The organism is Nocardia sp. NBC_00881 (genome assembly GCF_045207455.1).
In the GTDB taxonomy this organism is placed as follows: Bacteria; Actinomycetota; Actinomycetes; order Mycobacteriales; family Mycobacteriaceae; genus Nocardia.
This window is the reverse complement of the sequence record NZ_CP108798.1, coordinates 6,684,559-6,707,120: the sequence shown is the minus strand read 5'-3', so window position 1 is coordinate 6,707,120 and position 22,562 is coordinate 6,684,559. Positions and strand designations below refer to the sequence as shown.

Sequence of the window (22,562 nt, the reverse complement as noted above, 5' to 3'; positions counted from 1 at the left end):
CAGGTCCTGCAGCTCGATGTCGTGGATGCGCTGAGCCAGCACCTGGAGCCGCTGCACCGCGCGACGCAGCTCTTCCGTGTCCAGACCATTCGAATTCGCCTGGTACAGCAGCGTTTCCAGCTGAGTGATCCGGTCCGCCCGGCGGCGCAGCCAGTCGGCGCGCTGGACTCGAGTCACCAGCTCGTACGGGAATTCCTGCCCGGCACTGTCCCGTTCCGCGGCGAACAGCTGTGCTCGCTCGGCGGAATCGGCGGGCAGCAGCGACCCCAGCACCCGGTCCTTGTGCAGCTCGTCCCACAGCAGCCGGTCTCGTTCGCGCATGCTCCGCAGCGCGGAACCGATATCCGTCGAATCCGACGGCGGCGGAGGTGGCGGTGGTGGTGGGGCAGGCGGCGCGGCAGCCTCGACGGCGGGTGCCGATACTGCCCCCGCGATCAACGAGTCCGGATAGTCCGCAGCGACGACAGCGTCCGAGCGTTGACCTTTGGCGAGCGGGCGGGCTGCCCGACCCGGTTGCCCCTCCTCCAGTGCCCACAGAATCACGATCAAGTGGTTCTTCTCGATCAGCGGGCCGAATAACTCCAGCCACGCCGTGAAGTGGTACAGCTTGCCACGGTCGAGCACCATCACCGGACCGTGCGGATTCTTTCGACCGTCAAGTTTCTTGAAAGTCACCATATGCGATTGCGATCCGGTCCGGTTCGCATTGACGCGGCCACGCCAGGTGACTGCCACCGCCACCGAGGCGACTTCGTTGTCCGGGTCGGCTACCAGATCGTGGGCCTGGTGCAGGGTGAGGCCGTTCTTGTCCCAGTCTGCGCGGGCCGATTCGGCACCGTGTTTGCCTTCTACCCCGCCGGCAGTTTCGACCAGATCGTCCAGTGCGCCTTCGGGTTTGCCGCCCGCGGTAGCCCAGGTATCTTCCATCGACTCCCGGAAGCAGGTCGGCTCGGCAGTCACCGGGATGGCCACCACCGGGCGGATACCGTCCCCGGCGCGCACCACCAGCGCATCGACATCGGCGGGATCCGCGGCGGCAACCATCTGCAGCCGCACCAGCTGACGCCGCTGCCAGAGCGCCGCGTTCTCGGCGACGGCCTCGACCAGATCGTCGTGCCGCATCACCTCCGTGGCCCAGTCCAGCCGATGGCGGTGCTTGACCGCCGCCTTGCCCGCACCAGGCCGCTGGTCCAGCAGCGCCTGCTGAACCCGCTGTACCTGAACCGGATTCAGTTCATCAGGCGGGTTTCCGCCGAAGAATTCGGCCAGCCACTCCGGGCCGAGCTCGGCGATCAGCTGCCGGTGCGCTTCACCACGCACCCGCTGCGCTGTCGCTTGCGCATCCGGATCGTCCAGCCGCAGCTTCGGCCGCAGTGTGCACTCCTGTAGCAGTGTCTCGATCCGCTCGCCCATCGCGAGGTGCTTGCTGCGGACCCGGCGCAGTTCGACCGCCAGAGCATGGTGTCTGTGGGCGCGGGCCAGCTGCTCGGCATCGGATTCGGCGTTCTCCTCGGGCAGTCCGCGCACGCCATGCTTCGCCAATGCGGCGCGGGCGGCGATCAGCACGGCAATGCCATCCCGATGTCCGATGAGTTCGGTGAACGGCCGGGTTCCGGGCCGGGTTCGCTTGCGCAGCGCCTGCAATGCCAGCACAACCTGAGTCAGGTCGTCGGCGGTGGCCTGCACGGTCTGCGGTGGCGCATCGTCGGGCTCGTCGTGCTGGAACATGACGAACATCGCCTCGTTCGGCCCCAACTCCCGTCCGGCGGCGGCCTCAATGACCTCCGACACGACGCGGTGCCGTTCGACCTGCGCATCGGTGCCTCGCGCCACCACCCCGAGCACCCGGGCGGCACCGGCGGCATCACCCACCACCAGACCGACGCGGCCATTCGGGAAGGTCACCAGCCGCACCGGCAACCCCTGCATCCCCTGTTCCCTGACCTGCGTGACTGCCCAGCCCCACAGACTGACCATCGACTTCAGCTGCGCAAGCCGCCTGCCCGCGATCGCATCGAGGGTTTCGTCGTTGGCGCGGTCGTGCAGGACACGCAGCTCCGCATACAGTTCCCGGAACACCTCCTCCCGCCACGGTTGCGCCGGAAGACCTTGCCGCGCATCAGGTGTCGTTTCGGCTACCTCCAACACCGAGGCCATATCGGCCATTGCGGCCTTCAACTCGGCGGTGACCACGGGGTGGAGCGCGTCGAGTGTGGCCAATTCCTGTGCGATCGGCATCATGTCGTCCAGGCGCACCAGATGGATGGCCACCTCGCGGCGCAGCGTGGTGACACTGTCCGATCTCGGGTTCCTGACGAAAAACTTCTTCATCTGCCGGGCCTGCTGCGACGTCAGCTCGGTGGGCAGGTCGCCGCCGAAATTGGTTTGCCACCATTGCTGCCCGAGCAGCTGCAACAACCACTGCTCTTGTTGCCGCCGCATGCGGCTGATAATTCCCGGCCGCCACGCAGGCGAACCCAGTTCGTCCGGCCGCAGGTGGCTTTCCACGATCAGCCTGCGCAGCTGCTGCTCGGCCTCGGCCCGCCTGGTCTGGATCTGGTGCTGCCGCAGGGCTGGGGGCGCTGCCCGGTCCGCCCAGTCGTTGAGCACCACCGGTGTATCGCCACGCCCGATCAGCCGGAACTCCGGCACCCGGACCCCGCGGCGCCGGAAGAGACCGACCAGCGCGGAAATCTCCTGTGCGAGTTGCCCGCCGGTGCCCTGCACCACCAGCACCGGCCTGGCCTGTGCGGGCTGCGACGACTCGTTCCGGTCCAGCGCCTGCTGCCGCTTCTGGTGGTCGAAGCCCCGGAATATCCCGGCGCGCAGTGTCGCGGCAGTCGGCTCACCGTCCAACAGCAGCACATCCACGTGAGTAGGTGCGTAGTCACCGGAGACCGGGTCGAGCGGTCCGAGCGCGACACAGGTCGGCTGCGTCCGGTCGCCGTTCAGGTTCAGCGCGAACGGTTGTATCGGGAGCTGGTTGCCCCAGTGCATCGCCAGACCGAGCACATCCGCGATCGTCTCCAGCCGCGCCAGCCGCCGCTTCTGCCAAGCGGTCAGCGGTTTGCCGGTGTTGTGCAGTCGGGCGATTTCCCGACGCAGCCACTCCCGATTCGCCAACTGCCGGATATGCGGCGGGACGCCCACCAGCTGAGCGATTTCCCTCGGCTTCAACCACACCAGCGCGTGACTCAGGCCGTCATGCGCATCCCACCATTGCGCGACCTCGGGTGCGGTGCGGCCGGTCAACCGCTCCCACGCCGCCTCGGCGGCCCTGGCTTCCACGGCATTGGGCTGGTCGAGCCTCAGGTTCAGCACATTCGGCAGCGGATCCGCACGCGGTGAGACAGGCACCCCATGTGCGTCCCCGTGCGCGTCCACTTGGTCGAGCAGCCGCACGGCCACGGCCGTCCGCAGCTCGAGCCGCTCGGCCGCGTACGAGTACCGATAGGAGTAGAAGATCTCGGTGATCGGTCGGTCGCCGGGCAGCGCCGCAGGCCGATCCACATTCCATCTCCGGACGGTGTCCACCAGCGCGTCGGCGTCCGCCCGCACGGCCGCGTCGTATGTTTCCGCCCGGGCCTGTCCGCTCTCGATGTCGTCGATCCGGAACATCGCGAACATCGCACCGCGATGGCCCAACGCCCATCGTTCGGCAAAGGTTTCGACAACCTCGTCCACCGTCTTGCCCAGTTCGTCGAGGGTCGACACGACGACCGGCGCATAGCCGGTCAACACCGACTCGTGCTCCGGCACACCTGCCACCATCATGATCCGACCGCGCGCGCCTTTATCACCGTGGTGGAAGGACATCAGCCCCATCGGAAGGTCGATCCCGCGCTCAGCGAGCCCGTTACGGAACCGGTCGTTCACCAACGTGACGATGTCGAGTTCCCGTTTGCGCTCTACCTCGACGTCAGCGAGAGGGCCATCCACACCGCGCAGATCGTCCCGCTCGGCATACAGCGCCGAGTAGTTCTCGGCGCACTGTTCCACTGTCCACGGCGGCGCCCGCTCCTGCGGCAGCGCACCGATGAAGTCCGGCGGAGCCTGGCCTGCCGCGACCAGCGCCGACCAGTCCGCCTCCGGGTTGAACGGCACATTCGGCACCACTTTGCCATCGACGCCGATCCTGAAGCCGATTCCCCACACCTTGCCGACCCGCAGCCCGACCCGGGATTCCAGCCATGCCGCCACTTGCTCCCGCCCGCGCCAGTACCGCAGCTTCCCGTATTCCCGCTCCCACACCACCACTTCGCCGTTCTCGTTGCGGATCCCGGCGGCATGATGCCCGCGACGCCCATCGAAGCCCAAGGCCAGCTCGAACGCTCCACCGGCTTCCGCCTGTGCGATCGCCTTTTTCATTGCTGCCCGGCCGCGCCCCAGGTACTCCCAGCCTGCCCGCAACGCCTGCGCCCGCTCCCAGCCCTGGACGCCTTGCATATCGATGCGGATGCTGTCCTCCAGCGGTGTCGTGGACAGCTCGACCCCACCCGCCGCCAGCCATGGCCGCATCTCCTGGTCGACGACCACCACGCAGTTCAGCGGGCCGTAGGCCAGGATGTCCGGCAGCGGCCCTTCGGGGCGCCGGTATTCGACCGCCACGGGATCGTCACCCGACGCGGACACCTGTACACGGTGTCGCGGCGAAATCCTCGGGTCACGACCGAAGAACACCTCCGGCCCATACTTCGGCCCCACCGGGCTCTGCCGGGTCGAACGACCCCACCACGTATCGACCGTCTGCTCCCAGAACGCGTCGACAACCTGCCACAGCCCGAAGTCCGGCCGACTGTGCCTGGTCGACGGGGGTGGCGGCGGCCCGCCCGGCGGCGCGGCCGCGACCATCGGTGCGGGCGCGCCACGCAGGCGTTGGCGCGGCATCGGGCCGGTCGGAATCTCGCCTTCACGGAGGGGGTGGCGCGGAAGGCCGTTCTGGGATTCGATGCCGAAGGAGGCTTCCGCATCGGCCATCTGCCGCTGCGCCCACGCCCGGACGTCGTCCATGCCGGTGTAGAAAAGCTCCTTACCGTCGACCCGCTCCAACACCATGATCGTGTCGAAGTCATGGTTCCAGGTGATGGTGGCGGTGTGCGCGCCCCGATTGCGGGTGTAGTCGATGCCGACCGTCACCGTCAGCCAAATCCCCTGCTGGCCAAGCTTATTGACCTCGTCGATCGGCTGCATGATGCCGTTGTCGTATTGAATCCAGTGGCCGCGCCGGGCGATCGCGACATCGACCGGATCGTCACCGTCGAGGGAGAACTCCCGCGGCTCGGTGGACGGTTCGACCGGGTCCTCGCCCCGGGCCCGGCGGTCCGCGTCCTCGGAAGTCCGCACCGCGTACGACGAGCAGGCGCCCTTCAGGCTGATCGATTCCGCGGTGGTCGGCCGCTGCGGTGTGGCGACCGACCGGTCGTCGACCAGCCCGAGCACCTGGGCCGGCGACTGGGCCAAACCCTCGGTCAGCACCCGGTCCATCGAGCGGACTTCGATGGTGGCGGTGTAGAATGTCTGCTCGGCCGCCAGCATTTGGTGGGCCCACGCGATCGCCCCGAGCCTCGCACGTTCGTCGTCCGCCAGATCCGAACGCGTCAACAACTCCCGCACCCGGTCGGCAGTCAGCTCGGATCTGTTGGCTATCTCCCACTCCGACAAACGATCCGACCCGACCAGGATCTCCAGCTTGTGCTGCTGATCCCGCAACTCGCCCTGAATGCCCGTGCGCACGCTGATGTCGTCGGGACGGTGGCTTCCCGGCCGAACTCCGTTCGCGTCGGGAAGGTAATTCCCCAACGGATACTTGTCCTTGCGGGACGGTGGCGGCTGGTCGGCGAGGTCCTTCAGCCTCTGCTCGGCGTCGTCGCGCAGCGTCACGACCCGAGCCCGCTCGCCCAGCAGGTAGTCGAACCGGCGCACCCGCTCTTCGAGACGTTCGGTCTGCGCGGTCCAATGCTGGTATTCCTCACCGCGTTCCAGCAGCTTGCCGAGGCCGATATACCGGTTGGCGGACCCCTGCCGACCGTGTTCGACCAGATCGCCCGCCGCCTGCTCGAGCAGATACCGCACCCCATCCAGGTCATGCGGTGCAGCCCACAACTCGAACTCGTCATTCGGGAACAGTTTCAGATGTGCCACCCGGGCGAGATCGAACTGCTCGCGCGCCACCACGCAACGGGCATGCCAGCGACGCAGATTCGCTTGCATCTCCTCGATCGCGCGGACGCGCCGTCGCAGGGCGAGCAGGTTGGTGACCGCCTCTTCCACGGTGTGTATGCGCAGCCACTCCTCGGCGCGGCCACGCCGGCCGCGTCCGATGGGCCCTTCGCCCTGTTTGTCACGCCACCGTCGGACCGCGTCCGGGGTCAGCTCCCCCTTCGGTTTGATCTCTTTGCCCAGCGGTTTGCGCTTGCGGGACAGCTTCCGCACGGTCTTGTCGTCGACCTTCTCCGGGTCGACGCCGAATTCCTTGCCCGTCCGCCGCAGCGTGTCGACCAGCTCTGGCTGCTCGTGTTCGGCGGTTTCAGCGTAATTCGGCAGCTCACCACCGAGGGTGTATCGGGAGCCCCGGCTCGATGCCTCGACTGCCTGGAATGCCTCGTCGAGTTCGTCCGCCCGCAGTTGCAGTGTGCGGTCACGCTCCTCGACCCGGTCATTCCAGTTGAGCAGTGACTGGATCTCGGCCCGGGTGCGCTTGTCCGCACTGTCAACGGAACTCCGCAATTCGGCGACCATCCTCGGCCCCATCCGAGGCTGCCGGTCACTGTCCAGGTCGTAGCCGTATCTCTGGATCGCGTCGACGATCACACCGCCGCGCACTCGCCCCGGCAGCACCCACTGGTCGCGCAGCCGCCGAATGTCCGTGGTCAGGATGGCGATTCGATCAGCCTGCTCGGCCAGCCGACGGTAACCGCCGACGGACCCAGCATCCTGCTCGAACAGCGCGTACGCCTCATACAGCTTGTCTTCCAACGCATCGACCCGGGCACACCAGTCCAGCAACTCGCGAATCTCGTCGAGCAGCAGCATCACCCGATGCTTCTCCAGGAACTTCTTCTCCGCCTCTCTGATGTCTTGCCGGAACTCAGCGGAGACCGGTGTCCGGGCGAGCCAGACCCGCAGGTCCGCCCGGGCCCGCTCGACCTTGATGTCGTCGTCCAGATCCTCCGGCGCGACACCCTGCAGCTTCTCGGCGAACCCTTCCCGGCGCCAAGTCAGATCCCGCTCCAGCGCCGCGAAAGCCATCCCGCCTGCCAACAGTTGGTCGACCGTCGCCCCGGGGAAGCCTTCGCTCATCACGGTGCGCAGTCGCTGCACCTCGGCAATCGCGTTGCGACGCAAGGCAACCAGCTGCTCCGGCAGTGCCCCGGCCTGCGCCTGCACCGGCGCGGGCTTGCGGGCCAGCTTTCGCAGGAACTTCCCAGCCCCGCCCGGCCGGCCATGCGCGTGCGCGGCGAAATCCTCCGCCCCATCGCCGCCGAAGGCGTTGAACACCCCGAGCTGCCGCACATCGAAACGAGCACCCTTGGGCAGCCGCTTGGGCACAAACGGCAGCACCTCCGCCGCTCCAGGGGGTTTCGGCGGTGGTGGTGCGGGAGCCGCGGCCTCTTTGTCGAAGTCCTGGATGAGTGTGCCGCGGGTGGTGTCCGTGGTGACCCTCAGATGGTCGCCGACCAGCTCCATCGTCACGGTGCCGTCGGCGTCGACACGCAGCCCACTGGTCCGGTGCTGTACCTCGCCCAGAACCTGGGTGGCCTGCCGTCCCCAGTCGAGCAGGAGCTCCGGGATCAACCGCATCCCCAGCGGCGGCCGGGTGAGCCGATCCTGCACCAGATGCGTGTGCACCGCGACCACCAGCACGCCGTCCGGCCTGCGGGTCACGTCCACATCGACCAGCGGACTGCCATCGCCGTCCAACACCGGGATCTGGCGGCCATTGTCGAGGTCGACCACCGGCCCGAACACAGCACCGTTGCGGCCCAACGCTTCTCGCAGCACCGCGAGCACCCGCGCCTGGGTGGTGGCGTCCGGCTGCAGCGCCTCGGCCAGGGTGTCCTGGATCCGGGCCAGCTGCCGGGCCTGCGTCTCGACCACCGGAGCGGTCCGCGCGTCGACGGGCGCACCGTGCGGCGCGGAACCGTCCAGGTCATGATCTTCCAGTCTCATCCACGTCAGACCGGACCCGTCGTTCAAGGACGGCGGGGGCGGCGGTCCTCCGGGCGGTGCGGGCGGGGCAGCAGGCTGAGCCGGTGGCTGGGGATCCGGCGGATTCGGAATGTTGGCCTTATCCCATGCCGCCCCGTAGAACGCGTCCCAGTCGGCCTCCTGCTCGGCGAGGGCGGCCACGAAAGCCTCGATGCCGTCGATGCGCGCGATCCGCTCCATCGGCTGTTCCGGAATCGCCACCCGGGCATCTCGAAGCTGCTGTGCTGCAGTCATTTTCCGCTGCCTGGCGTCCGACTCTCGCAGGGACATCATGCGGAGGTAATCGGCGCGCTCCCACTGCAACAGGTGTTGGATCGCCGAACCCGTGCCTTGCCGGTGATGATGTTCGACATAGGCGGCTCCCTGCACCAGGGCGAGCATCAGGTCGGCGTCCAACGCCCCGGCATCGATGACCAGGGTGTTCTCGTCCGGGTGGTACCAGGTCGGGGCATTCGACTCGAAGACGATCCGGACATCGTGGTCCAGCAGGATCTGGTTCGCCTCGCGGCCGACGGCGCTTCGGTACAGCCTCTCCCAAACATCCGACAGACGCCGCGCCGCCACGGTCTGAGCGCCCGCACCGGCTGACGCCGTCGGCAATTCGGCCAACCCGACCCCCGGATCAGCATCGGGACGAGGGATGCCGATGACCCGCACGTGCCCGTTCTCGTCAACCTCGAGCTGCAGGTACTCCGTGTCGATTCCCGAATCCGGGGCGAGCTCCGGGATTTCCGGCTCGGCCGCCGCCAGCTCCGCCAGGATCTGGAGATGATCCTGGAAGGGCGACACCACGATCCGCCGGTCACCGGGAACGAGCAGGACATGATTGCCGTATACCCGTCCCCCTGGCTCCTGTGTCTGCCTCCTGGCCAGCACATCCCGCAAGGCCGGTTCATGGAGTTCCCGCAGCGCATCCTGATGCCGAATCCCCGCCTGTCGGATGGCTTCCGCGGCATCGAGCACCATGATCTCGTTGTGTTCCGCGCGTTGCTTCTCAGCCTGCGCTCGCCGGACCATCGCGGCCGCCCGCTCCTGCTCGGTGTCACCGAGTGGCGGCTCGGATCCCTGGAGCATGGCCTGCACCGTCGCCGCCGTGAGATACAACTTGTTCGCCTGGAATTCGGTGATCGCCGTGGCGAGTTCCCGCCCGGTGATCGTCGCGTCGAACGCACGCAGCCGAAGACGCCCCGCGACCTCGTCCGTAGTCGGCCGGTGCCAACCCTGTTCCTGATGGAACAGCTGGTATTGCATTCGATACCGAGCTGTGTAGTAACTGGGGTGGCCAGCGTGCGGCGCCGCCAAAGCCTTCGCCAGCGCCTTTATACCGGCCTCGTGCCCCTTCTCCACCCGCTCAGCCTGCGAGAGCCCCGGCGACGCTTGCTTCATCCATTTCTGCCTCGCCAGGAGGTAGATGAGCCGCAAGGCCACATCCAGGCCGACATGGTCCACCTGATAGCCGAGTTTCAGCAGCTCATCGGTGAATCGGAAGACCCCGGCGAATGCCTCGGCCTCCTCCCGGATGCCCGCGGCGATGTACTCGGCCTCCGTTTGCTTCGCGGCGTTCGGGTTCCGCCCCTCCGCGAAAGCTTTGGCGTGCACTATTTCATGGAGCAGCGACAGCGTCTGGAAAACCAGGTCACGCCCCGTGGTCAAGATCTCGATGGAGAAGTCCGACCGCAGGAAGCTTCCGCGACTACCCGGCGTCGCCAGGGTGTCCCTGAACAGCACCTGGACCGGGGTGGTGTCGAGGAAGTCTGCGAAGCCGCGCCCGAACGCGGTTTGGCGCAATAGCGCACGGGCTTGGCGCTCATGGCGGTCCAGCGCGTAGCCGACCTGCAGTGGCCGGTCCGCGATCCGCGGTCGCTGTCCTGGCGCCAGCGGCTCCTCCGGCGCACCGACGAGCACCGGCGTGCCGTCCGGGCGTTGCGCGTCGGCCTGCGCCGGGCCCTTGAACACGAGCACCTCGACCCGCACCGCATCCTGCGGCTGCTGCCACTTCGCCCACGGCTTCAGCACCCCCACCCGGCCGTCGTGCTCGAACACCCACACTCGGCCGTCCACACCCTTGAACACCTCGATCTGATGCCCGCCCTGGTCCCCGGCACGCTCGAATCCCACGATCCCCAGGCCGCCATGGTCCTCGACATGCTTGGCAACCGCATCGAAGGATGAGAGCCCGCCCTCCCGGTTGTTCGCTCCCACCGCGACCGCGATCCGACCGAAATCCACACCGTGGGCATGGATATCCGAATCATCCAGCGGCAGCGACTGAACGATCTGCACCCCGAGCTGCCCGGCGAACCACACCCCGATCGGACCACAGTTCTTGATCGCCGGACCGGCCTTGCGCGCCGCCACCGCCGCCGGATCCGAGCCATCACCCACCAGCGGAACCGGCGCCCCGGAAATCTCCCGCCCCAATGCCCGAACCACGACACCCATATCCGACACCGCATCGGCGTTGCGACCCATATCCGGCCGAGTCGCGGGCGGCTGCCCGAGAAGGACCTCTTCCTTCTTGTCGAAATACAACCCCACATTGCCGCCGGTGCCCTTGACCAGGACATCCAGATGCCCGTCGGCCAGCTCCATGGTGAGCGTGCCGGTCGAGCCGACCAACTTGCCCTCAGTCCGACGGCCCACCGCAAGGAACACCCGGCCCCGCTGCCGCGGCTCCCAGTCCGGCAGGAACACCGACACCAGCCGATGCGCGAACGCGGCCCGATCCGAGCGATCCTGTTCCAGGTGCACCCGCGCCGTCACAACCCCATCCGGCCAACCGGTCACATCCACATCCAGCAGCGCACTGCCGTCGCCGTCGAGCACCCGAATGTGGTGACCGTCGTCCCGAACTTCCACCGGCGCAACGGTTGCACCCTTGCGCCGCAACGCCTCCGACAACACCGCGGCAATCCGCGCCCAGGTGTCGGGATCCAGGTTCAACGTCGCGTTGAGCACATTCCGCAGCCAGTCGAGCTCGGGCACCTGAACCGTCGGCGTCGGCTGCTCCACCGGCTTCGCCGTGATCCCGTAATCCCCACCCACCTCGACACGAGTTCCCTCGCCCACCCCAGGACGAGACCGAGAGTTTTCTTCGTCCACCCCGGCATGCTTTTCGCCGGGGCCCAGGACAAGCGTTGGCGAGCTCAGTTGTTGCGTAACAATCGAATTAACCTGCCACCTGTCCTGGGCCCCGGCCAAAAGCGCGCCGGGATGGCCGGATGAGACGGGTCGCTGGACGGTGATCGCCCCGTCGGCCTCGGCGACATCGACCACCAGCAGGACGTTGTCGTATCCGTCGACGACCTGAATTCGGTGCACGGGTGCGTCTGCGGTCCCCAGCCGCTTCGGGATCCCGAGATGGGCGCCGTTGCCCAGCCCATTGCTGATCGTCTCGATGAGGCCGAGCCGGGCGGCGGCATCGAGATTCGGTATCCAGCCGACCATCTCTTCCAATCGCGCCAGTTCAGCGGCCTGGGCCCCGGCCAGTCCGGGATGTGCCTGATCCAGTCGCCTGCCGTCATCTTCCTGCTCCTGGAACGCGCGAATCGCCACGTCGGCTTCCACACACGCGGTAGATAGTTGCCGCAGCCGCAACGCATCTTTCGGCGACAGCGGATTGTCCAACAGTCGCTGTGCATGGCCAAGCAATGCGGCTGCCTGGCTCGGGGAGATCGGATCCGTTGTCGTACCGAGGAACTCCGCCAGCTCGGCATAGGCATCGTCCCGCTGGTCATAGGTGTCGATCACCCGGAGCAACAGGCCGACTCGGGCATTCCACCGGTGGTAGGTGTCGATTCGCTCGATTAACATCGCCGACTGCGGATCGGACGCGCGCCGCAGCAGTTCCATCTGCGGCGAGGTCGGTTCATGGTCGGCCAACGCAGTGTCCGACCACCCTGCGAGCGCGGCCCGCGCCTGCGCCAGCTGAGCCCGTGCCTGGGCGAGCTGCGCACCTATCACCTCCACCTTGACCGGCTCGTCCAGCAGTCCTGTGGGCACCCCGCCGTGCGCTGTGTTCCAGAACCCGCGGTAGAACTCGGCGACGGTTTCCCCGGAGTCGCGCGATCCGACGGTTTCGATGAACGGACGCACCGCCGCACGTCCGGCCAGGAACCCAATGAGGTTCTCTCCCGCAGCCGCCAAGTCCTGCCATGGCATCCGGTGAGCGCTCTCCGGCGGGGTCGGGGGGAACGGCGCGTCATTGCCGCCGCGCGCGGTCGCTTCCTCGAACGCCATCCGGTAGGCGTACTCGAGTGGGCTCTCTGGAAGTTCGCGGTTCGCTGCCCGCAGCTGCCGGATCACTTCGGCGGTCCACGCCCGCACATCCCATTCCCGGTGGAGCATCGTCCCGATGAACTCCGGCCGGGTCGAATGCATCAGCTCTCGGACCGCGTCGCGCCTGGTGCGTTCGAGTTCCAGCTGGACCTGGCCCGCGCCCTGCACAATAGCCGCCAGCAGCTCGGTGTCGGACTTGCCGACATCGAGCACCAGCAGCCCCGCGGTCGGGTAGAACCGGTCATCTGCGACATCGAGCCGAATGCGGATTCCATTGTCGAGTAGGAACCGATCGACCGTCTGCCCGATTTCGGTCGCCCGCAGCCGCCGCCGAATCCGCCGCACTCGCCGCGTGGAGGCGTTGTCAGCTAGATTCAGCACCTCGATCTGGACCGGCGGAACGGTCACAGTCGGTTCGGGCAGCTCACTCGAGGTGACCCACATCCGGCCCCGGACATCGACATAGACATTGAGGCATTCGATGGTGATCCCCGCTGCCTGGTGATCGCGGACCAGGCTGTGCAGCTTCTGGACATCGTCACCCGTTCCCCACACGACAACGAGCCGATTCCCGCCGATCAATGCAGCATGATCACCCAATCGCTGTCCGGGCTCCTGCTGAAGCAGACCGTCCAGCACATCGCGAGCAGCTCGGGCAGCCAGCGCCTGACGAGCAGCGCTGACCCGCGCCTCAGCCTGGGCGCGCAATGCGGCCAGGTCGCGAATGATCAGGGTGCTGTGGTCACGGCGGCGTTCGTCCCACTTCGATGCCGGGGCAACCGGTCCCGCGGCCAGCCGTTCGATCTGCCGCTGCGCTGCAAGCCGTAGGTTACGCAGGTCGCGTTCTGCGGCACTGGCTTCCAACGCCTTCAGCCGGATCTTCGTGGCCACTTCAGCCGAGGTCGCCTGTCGGATGTCCTCGATGGGCTGGTTGTTGATCCAGATCCAGTGCTCCAGGTACTGCTCGGTCAGATAGCCGGACGCCTCCAGCTCGTCCTTCAGCGCACGGACACCCTTCTCGTGACCAATAGCCACCAGTTCTTCTTTGGTGCGTTCCGCATTTTCCTTCCCGGCTTCGTCGATGGCCCGGTTGCGGGCGTTCGCATAGATCGGCACATACCACTCGACCGACACGTCGTAGCCCCGCGACGCCATCTTCAGATCGAAGACGGCGTTCTCGGCGAATGCCTCGGCTTCCTCACGGAGAATCTCGTGCAGGAATGCGGTTTGCGTCAGCTTGGTGGCATCCGGAGTTTCGCCGGCGAGGAATTTCGCTTTGTGTTTCTTGTTCTCGTGCCGCTGTGTACTTCCCTGCGCCAGGAGGCTGAGTCCGCCCATAGCGATCGTGGTCGTTGCTGTGGGTGCATCGAAGAGTCCGCGGTCCCCCTCCGCCCGGCCGAAAACATAACGGGTCTCGATCAGGTTGTCACCCAGCAACGCCTGGGACCGCTTGCCGTTGTCGGCTTCGTCATGCAAAGCCTGGATCAGATCGCCTGGCGTATCCATCACCACCGCACCGAACATCCCCGAGCCCGCGTACACCGGCTCGGCTACCCGGCCCTGGTCGTCGACAGCGAGTTCCATCGGTGCAATGCCGTTGCGGCCGAATACAATCCCCTGCACCACACCGGCACGGGCGCCGACCTTGTGTTTCCATACGGTGATCTCGGGGCCGCGGATCAACCGGCCTTCGGCGCCGCCGATGACGATCGGGACACCGATTTCCTCCTCGGCGTTGTCGAAGACCACCACCTCACCGAGCTGCAGATCCTTGATGTCCCGATGTGCCTCGATGAAACGCTCGTCGACCTCGAATCCCAACGCCGCGTGCCCGAGACCCTTCCAGTGGTTGATCGCGAATACGACGATCCCACCGTGGTCGCCCACCTGCTCGAGCCCAAGCTCGATGCCATCGACCCCGGTCCCGAACGGATCCTCGTTCATGTCCGCGACAAAGCCCTTGGCAAGCTGTTTCCCGGAGATCCCTTCGCGCTCCACTTTTTTGGTGCGACGAGCCACCTTCATCTGCGGATGGGCCTTCGACCCCAGCAGCCATTTACCAGCCTTCTGCACCTGGATACCGCAGATCTTCGGCGGCTCCGCCCGAGCCGGCTCCGGCTTCTCCACCGTGTCGGCATCTCCTGCAGGCTGTTTCGCGGTGAAACCGGTGTCGGCCATGGCCTGCCGGATCCGTCGCGCTGTCTGCTCGCTCACCGAAACGGTGGTGTCACTGTTGAGTACCCGGTAGACGGTCTCGACGCTCACACCAACTCGCCGGGCGATGTCGACGACGGTGGTCTGACGCAGCACGCCCTGGTTCTCGTACAGGTCGGCCAACCCTGGTGGCAACTTCGGGGCCACCTGTCTCGCGACCCGCTTCAGCGCCCGGTCGGTCGTGCTGCGGTGCTTGCCTTTCTCGGTCGCGATCTGCGGCGCGGTCTTGCCTTTCGCGAACATCGTGAAGCATTCGATGTCGAATGGGTCGAGCCCGCCGAGATGCGGTTGCACCAGCGCCGAGTTGTTGTTCCAAGCCGCACGCACCAGCACCAGCGCGTCCTGGTCCGCTGAACGACCAGCGCCGCGACGCGCAGACGCGGGTGAAGCGTCGGGATCCCGCACTACCGGCAGCGGCGCCCGGTCCGGATCCGTGGTGCCGAGCAGTCCGGTGGCATCGGCGATTACGGCCGGCCTGCGTCGGCGCACACCGAACCGCTCGGCAACCCGAATGATCTCGGCTGCTGTCTCTTCCGGTCCGTTGTACTCGTCGGCAAAAGCCCGCCTGACGGTTTGCGGGCTTACTCCGACCGCGCCGGCCACATCCAACACCGTGCTGCGGCGCAGTCGGCCGGCGCCGGTGAAGCTCTGCTGCACACCCGCGGGCAATCGCAGGATCAGCTGGTGTACAGCGTGGTGCAGGGTGCGGTGCACGGTGGATTCCGCAACGTCCAGCTCTTCGGCGATATCGGCCTGGGTTTTCTGGTCATGCCCGAAATACTTTTCGTAGCAAGACCATTCGTCATCAGTCAGCACCGGCAGGCCGCGCAACAGCGCGCCAGGGGCATATTCGTGGATGGCTTCCAACAGCAGCAGCTCTTCGGTACTGCTCAAGATCGGCGCTTCCGCGTTCGGCAGCGGCCGTTCACCAATCGCCAGGCCAAATGCGGTGTCCCGGGAAACATCGTTCGCCACAGGCTCTTCGGTGCCGCCCGATTCCTCGCCTACCGGGGCTTCCGCTGCGCGCCCTGCCTGGGTGTAGCGGTCTGCCGGCACCACAGGTGCCGCCGCCGGCGGTTCTTCCAACTCGCTCCAGTGCAGGTCGAGGAAGGCCTCGATCAACTCGACAACATGCACCGCCTTCGGCGGACGGCCCAGTTCGTCGACCAGACGCCGCAATTCAGGCAGCCGATGCGAAATCGGCCCTTGCTCTGGCCGCCGCAACATCGGCAGAGCGAGCATTCTCATCAGATCCCGGCCCACCGTTGCGGCCGTGGCACGCCACTGCTCTTGCCACTGCAGGCGCATTGCCTCCCGCGCCACCGGATTGTGCTGCCGTTCGGCATTGTTGTCCGCTATCGCCGCCGCTTGCGGCCCCCACTCCAGCTCGATCTGGTGCCCGAGCCATTCCACGAATTTCGCAAGCTTGCCTTGGCTACGTGCTCTCGCCCATTCGCTGTCGGTCAATGTGCGCAACTGGCCCTGCAAGATGGACACCGCCGAGCTCAACCGCTGCCTACTGAGCATCATCGGCCGGATCCCGAGCAGCCCGGTCAAGTCACGAATCAACTGAAGGGCTCGGCCGTACACCACTTCGTTGAGCTGCTGCACTTCCGCATTCCGCCGGTCGTATTCGTCGACGAGCCGCTGCAGCCGGAACAGAGCCGAAAGCTCGAGGAGCAATGCGCGTAACACACCGGCAGGCAATGCCGGCACCGCGGCATCGGCCTGTGCGCCGACCTGCGCGCGGATGAAGCCCCTGACGGTCCACTGTTCCGGTGGCTGTGCCGCCAGTCGCTGCGCCAACTCCGCATCCACGTGCGGTGCGGCGCCGAGGATTTCCTGGATAACCGCAGCGATCCGGTCGGGCAACTCGGCCGGATTCGCCAGCTCGATTTCCCACGACCCGGCGAGGTTGTCGCGCTGTTGCTGAACCTCGTGGCGCGCCTGAACAGCCTCGGCGAGCTGCTGTCGCTGCGCGGCACGCGCCACCGGGTCGGCCAGATCATTGACCCGCGCCGCTTCACCTTCGGAAGCGTCGAGCAGCCCGGCAACATCCTCGACCGGTCGGCCGATCGGGCCGAGGCGTCTTGGGATTAGGTCATTTTCGGCTGCGGTCAGTTCCTCGATCTGCCTGGTTTGTTCGATCAGCCGGTGCAGCTGCAGGAATCGCTCGGCGGCCTGCTCCAGGTGCACCAAATCCGGCAGCCCGGCCGATTCGCCCAGATGCCGCAATGGTTGATCATGCTGCGTGGGCTGTTCGGATTTCGACGCGCGATGATTCCCCGATTCCGGAACATGCAGCAGCACTGCAATTTCCGCAGCCAGGTCGTCGGCTTGCTGACGCAGCTCCTCTTGATCTTCGCGGGCTGCCAGACCGAGACGGGCCAGCTGCTGGGCCGCGGCATCAAGCTCGAGCCATCGTCTCATCCAATCCGGGACCTGCCGCAGTCCCGGCAGTTGCGCCGCGAATTGCCAGCCTGCCCGGAACAGACCACCGCGCAGCTCGAGACGCACCATCCCGAGTGCTTGGCGGACTGCGCCCGGCAACGCCGGGTTGTTCGGGTGGAATTCCATACCCAGCAGCGCGCCCAGCTCCGCACCCGCCTGCTCGAAGTTCTTCGCGAGGTTCGTGACCTGGACTCCGAGTTCGGCGGCCAGATCATCACGCTCCCGAACACGCTGTTCGACCGGAGGAGCGCGTTCGGTGTCGCCTGGGATCGCGCCGACACGTTCGGGGATTTCGTCGGCGGGGACCAGGCGGTCTTTGCCGGTCAGGAAGAGGACTTCGGCGTAGCCCTCGGCGTCTGCGCCGTAGCCGAAGATGCCGCGCAGTCCGCGGCGGTGCTGCTCGAGCAGCCACTGTTCGATCGCGGCATGGCCGAAGATCGGTGGCAGTGGCTCGCCGGTTTCCTTGTCGACGTCGCAGATAACCAGCTGTTTCTGTTCGTCGGTCTCGTCGGCTTCGGCTATCTGGTCGATCTCGCCGGCCGTGGCTAGCTCGGCGATCTCGCGGGCCGTGGCCATCTGGGCGTAGAACAGGTGGCCCATGTCTCGGACGCCGCGGTAGAGCAGCAGGCCCAGCATCGCGCCACCGGTGGCTTTCAGATGGTCGAACATGTCGCGCAGGTTGCGGAATCGCTGCCGTTCCGCGTCGCCGGCCCGGGCGACCCGGATCTCGGTTACCCCGGATGTTTTGGCTGCCGTGGTGTTGGCCAGTTTCGTCCGCGAGGACAGGGTATGGCCGCGATTCTCGCGGTAGGTCCGGAACCGGTTCGTCGCGTGCACGGCGCAGTTCAACGGTCCGGTATGCGGCTGTCGCACCGGAACTTTCGCAGTGTCGCCGTTGTTCGGGAGTTCCAAGCCGTCGGTGAGTTCGTCGATGATCAGCGCGAACTGCTCGTCGAACCACTGCTGTATTTCGGTGTTGTCCTGCGCTTGTTCCGCGCGGGTGTCGACCAGGTGCATCAGCCGCTCACCGCGGTGCATCAGCCAGAATAGGCGGTTGTCCGCGCGGTCGCGGGCATCCACGGCATGGACCACCTCGCGCAGCGCGAGATACTGCATGGCCCGATTTCTGCGCTGGTCTCCCGCGTGCAATTCCTTGATCTTCCGATTCAGGAATCGCTGGGTCAGCTCTGATGGGAGCACCTCGAAGTCGTCGGCCAGTTCGCGGTGCAATGTGGTGCGCAGCACCGACAATGGCCGCAGCGCCGGGTTCTGGGCGCGTGCCTCGGCCGGGAGCTGGGCGTAAACCGGGAGCCTGGCTTCATGGGTGCGCTGCACTGCGATTATCTCGCGCCGCTGCCGCACCTGCTCGGCGTGGACGTCCCGCAGCTCGGTGAGCAGCGCATCCGCTACCCGCCACTCGTCGGGTACTGCGGCGTCCTGGTCGCCGACCTGATGGCGGAAGAAGCGGGTTTCGACATCGGCGATCTCGAACTTCGGGACCAGGATGTTCAGCCGCAGAAGTCCATCCTTGGCCTGCGCCACCCCGCCTTCCAGCAGATCGTTCAGCTCGTCGATCCGGGCACGGTTCACCTCGTGGAGGTCCACCACCATGCCCGCTTCCCCGGCCAACTCGGCGATCCGGGCCGCAAGCAGCTCGCGCCGCAGGACCGCGGCATGCAGTTCGTTCCGCAAGTCGAGATTCGCCCAGCGCTCCGGACCGTGAGTGCTCAGGTACTCGTCGAAACTCTCGACTCGGGCGTCGTTGAGGGTCTTGTGCTGTTGGCCGGGCCGCCACGCGATGGCTGCGTCCATGCGCCGCCGATAGATCTCCTCCGTAGGGTTCGGGAACCAGAAGTAGTCGTCATTGTCGCGGGCCGAATCGATGTCGCCGGCCACTTCGCCCGCTGCCACGACGTGGCGCACCGCGGCGCTACCGGTACCCATGCCGAACAGGTTGTTCTCCGGGCGCTGCTTGTCCGGATACAGGACCTGCTCGCCTGCGACTTCCGCCGCGATCTCACCGGCCATCGCATTGGCGTCGACTTCAGCTGTGTTTGCGTTGAAACCTTTGGGCGCCAACCGGACCACATAGAAATCGGACGTTTCCAGGTTCCGCCGTTCGTGGAAACCCATGACGAGGTGTCTGGTGAGCCCGCCCAGACGAGCCTCGGTGTCCATGGTTTGGGTTTCCCACCACGTCTGCTTGGTCACACCGGAAGGAGACTTGATCGCGAATCGGATCTCCAGTCGACCGTCCGGCAACCGGCGAACCGCCAACAGATGAGCCCGGATTCCGGGCACTTTCTCCTTCAATACGGCATCCATGGCGTTGATGTGGCGTGCCGCCATACCGAATTCGGCGTTCGACTGCTGCACCGCGATCCGTCCGGCCACATCCCGCGCCCGGTGCGGCCAACCGACGAAATGCAGTACGTCCTGCGGGCATTCGTTCGCGAACGCCGCACGGACATACGCGGGCAGTCGACGCCAGATCGCGGCATTGCGCGCCCCCAGCTGCCGTGCCTGTTCGACCGTCATATCGGGGCGCAGAACCAGGTCTTGGACGCCGGCCAAGCCTTCCCAGCGCAGTGCCGCCCGCACGATCGCCGCATCGTCACCGGCCGGTGCAGGCTTCTGCTCATCGACTGCTTCGGTGGCCGCGACTTCCAGGGTGTGCGGCGGCAGCTGCGCCAGCAGATGCCGCGCGCCCTCCATCATCCGCACGCCGTCCTCGTGCACGATCAGTTCCAGTTCCAGCTCCGCCGCATCGAGTTCCGCGATCAGCCGCTGGATATCCCAGAACAAGGTGGTGACATGCGCCCCGGACCACCATGCCGAGACAACCGGCCGATCGGGTGCGGCCGTGGTCAGATCGGTCATCACCGTGTCGACGGTGTGTAACGTGCCGCGGTCGTAGTGACCGTCGAACCAACGGTTTCCGTTGACATGCACGATCAGCTTCGCCCGCTGCCGCTTGACCCGACGCCGGTCGCCCGCGATGAACATGGTGCGCTCGTCGCGGCCGAACAGCCGGTGCCCCCGCAAGGTCACCGTCGGATTGCCCAGATGGGTAGCCCAGCGTTGGGCGACCTGCAGCCGGTGCTCCCAGTCGGTGATCTCCCGGAATTGCCACAGGTCCTCGGCGTCGAACGCACCCTCGCCGCGCCGCAACGTCTTCGCGATCTGCGTCCGAGTCAGCGCGTCCGCCATCGAATCCGACAGATCCGCCGCAACGGCCACCGGCGCGAACCCGTTGTTGTCGGACAGGTAATCCATCAGCAGCAGCTGATCCTGGTCGGACAGGCGCTGCCATTCCTGGTCGAGCAGCTCCGGACGAAGACGCTCCGCCGCGGTCGAATCCAACCCGCCGAGCGCGCCGTCCAACTCCTGCCGCAACTCCAGCCACAGCTGCTCGGCACGGTCATGCTGCTGCCGACCGTCTTCCTCGGGTAGCAGTTCGGGCAGCGCCGGTTGGGGCTCGACGTATTCCGGTTGTGCGACAACGCGACCCGCGATGGCGACATTGTCGTAGTCCAACCCGGCGATCGCCTGCGACTTCCCGTCGACCAGCGGGCGCCGCGGCGTGCCGCCCCGCATGATCTCGAACCCGGCGACACTGCGGATGCCCTTCTGCTCAGCTGCCCACTGCCGGAATGGGATCCATTTCCCGTGGTCGAAGACCATCACCTTGTCGCCGTCACGCACCATTCCGACGGCATGTTGACCCGGCCGAGCGGGATCGACGAATCCGAGCTGCGAAATCAGCAGTACGACACCATCACCGGTGTTCCACACATGGTCTCTGGCCTCGTAGATATCGCGGTACCCGTTCTCCCGCAGATCGGCTTCCATTAGTTCCGGCGCCAGCGGGGCCGGTATGCCCCGGGTTGCTGTCGGGTAGCGCCGCAGCCGGGCCGACACCTCGCCCCCCACCTTCTGCCGCACCGCCTCGTTCGCCTGCAACAGGCAATCCACCGCGCCGTCGACCAGATGCAGCACCAACTTGGAGTGGGGCTGCTGATAGTCGGCCAGGTCCGTCACAGTGGCCGAGCCGATGACCTTCACGACATCGACGGCCAATCCGACGGCCAACGCCTGGTGAATGCGGTCGAGTTGGGCTGCGATCCTGTCGAATTCGGCGACATCGGCGATGAGCTGTTCCAGCTCCCGGAATCGAGCGATCCGCCCGACCAGGCCGATGCGATGACGCCCGGCGAACATCTCGGGTCGGTTCGCCATCAGCTGATTCAGCTGCGCCCAAGTCAATTCCGTCTCGGAAAGCCCTGCATCGGCCAGGACATCGCGACCGATATCCACCGTCAAAACGGTCCGCTCAGTGCGCTGGAATCGGCGCAGCTGCTCCGACCGCTCGGCATCCGGCCCCAACCAGTCGAACTCGAACCCAGCTTGCACACGGATCCGCTTGTTGCGTTCGTCGAGTTCCCGTCGCAGCCGGAAGTGCTCACCCGCAAGAGACGTGAACTTGAAGTCCAGCTCTTTGAGCCACTGGATCCGCCGATCCCACAGCTGCCACTGTTCAGCGACCTCGAGCATCGTCGCCAGCGAACTCTCGATGTCGCCCAGGGCGGCCATTTCCTCGGGACGGAATTTGCGCTGCTTCGCCGTGTCCAACAGTCGCCGCAGCCGTGCGGCATCCGGTATGCCATCCGAAAGCCCGAATCCGTTGTCGGCGAGCCATTCCCGATCGGCATCAGCGAGATCCACCAGGTGCCGTCCCAACACCAGCAGCCGCGCGTTCGCCCGGGCCAGCGCCGCATGCAGCCGGTCGACGCCGCCCTGACGCTGCTGTACCGCGACGAACTCCGTCGCGTCCGGAAGCAGCCTGTCGTATGCCCGGCATTTTTCCGCGGCCGCAAGGCGCGCCTGGTCATGCTGCTGCTTCAGCTGAGCCGTCATCCCCGCGACCCGGGCCGGAGTTAGCTGCTCGGGGTGGCTGCCCACCAGCAAACCGAGTGCGGCGGCGGCCTTTTCCCTAGCTGCCCGTAACCGTTCCGGTGTGTGCGTGGAAAATGTATTCGGGTGTACGGCAACATCTTTGCGACTGCCATGCTTCAACAAAATCTGATGTAGCTGGGATCGGCGCAACGCATCGGCATCCGCGAACGCGATCAGATCCGCGCCAAGCACAAACTGCGCGCCGACTCCCTCCTCATCGGTGATCTCCCTGGCGTTGCGGAGGGTCGCCGCCAGCTCGTCGTCGAATTCTTGGTCGAGTCGACGCAGCTCCTTCGCCGTCGATTCCCGATTGCTCGCATTGATCTCTTCCGACACTTCCGCCAAAGCACGGATCCTCAGTGCCTTCTCGCTGAGCGCGACCACCTGTGCGTTAAGGGCGTCGAATTCCTCCGCGAGCAAGACTTCCTGCTCGAACCACGCTTGCGCGTGGAACA

General features: G+C 66.3%; 1 protein-coding gene (running past both ends of the window). It reads right to left on the bottom strand.

The whole window is internal to a GNAT family N-acetyltransferase gene (locus OH799_RS28730; protein WP_406270362.1) on the bottom strand: the coding sequence, 177,828 nt in all, runs 134,511 nt past the left edge and 20,755 nt past the right edge, and what appears here is coding positions 20,756-43,317 (codon 6,919, partial, through codon 14,439, complete); reading right to left, the first codon wholly in view occupies positions 22,558-22,560. Both the start codon and the stop codon lie outside the window.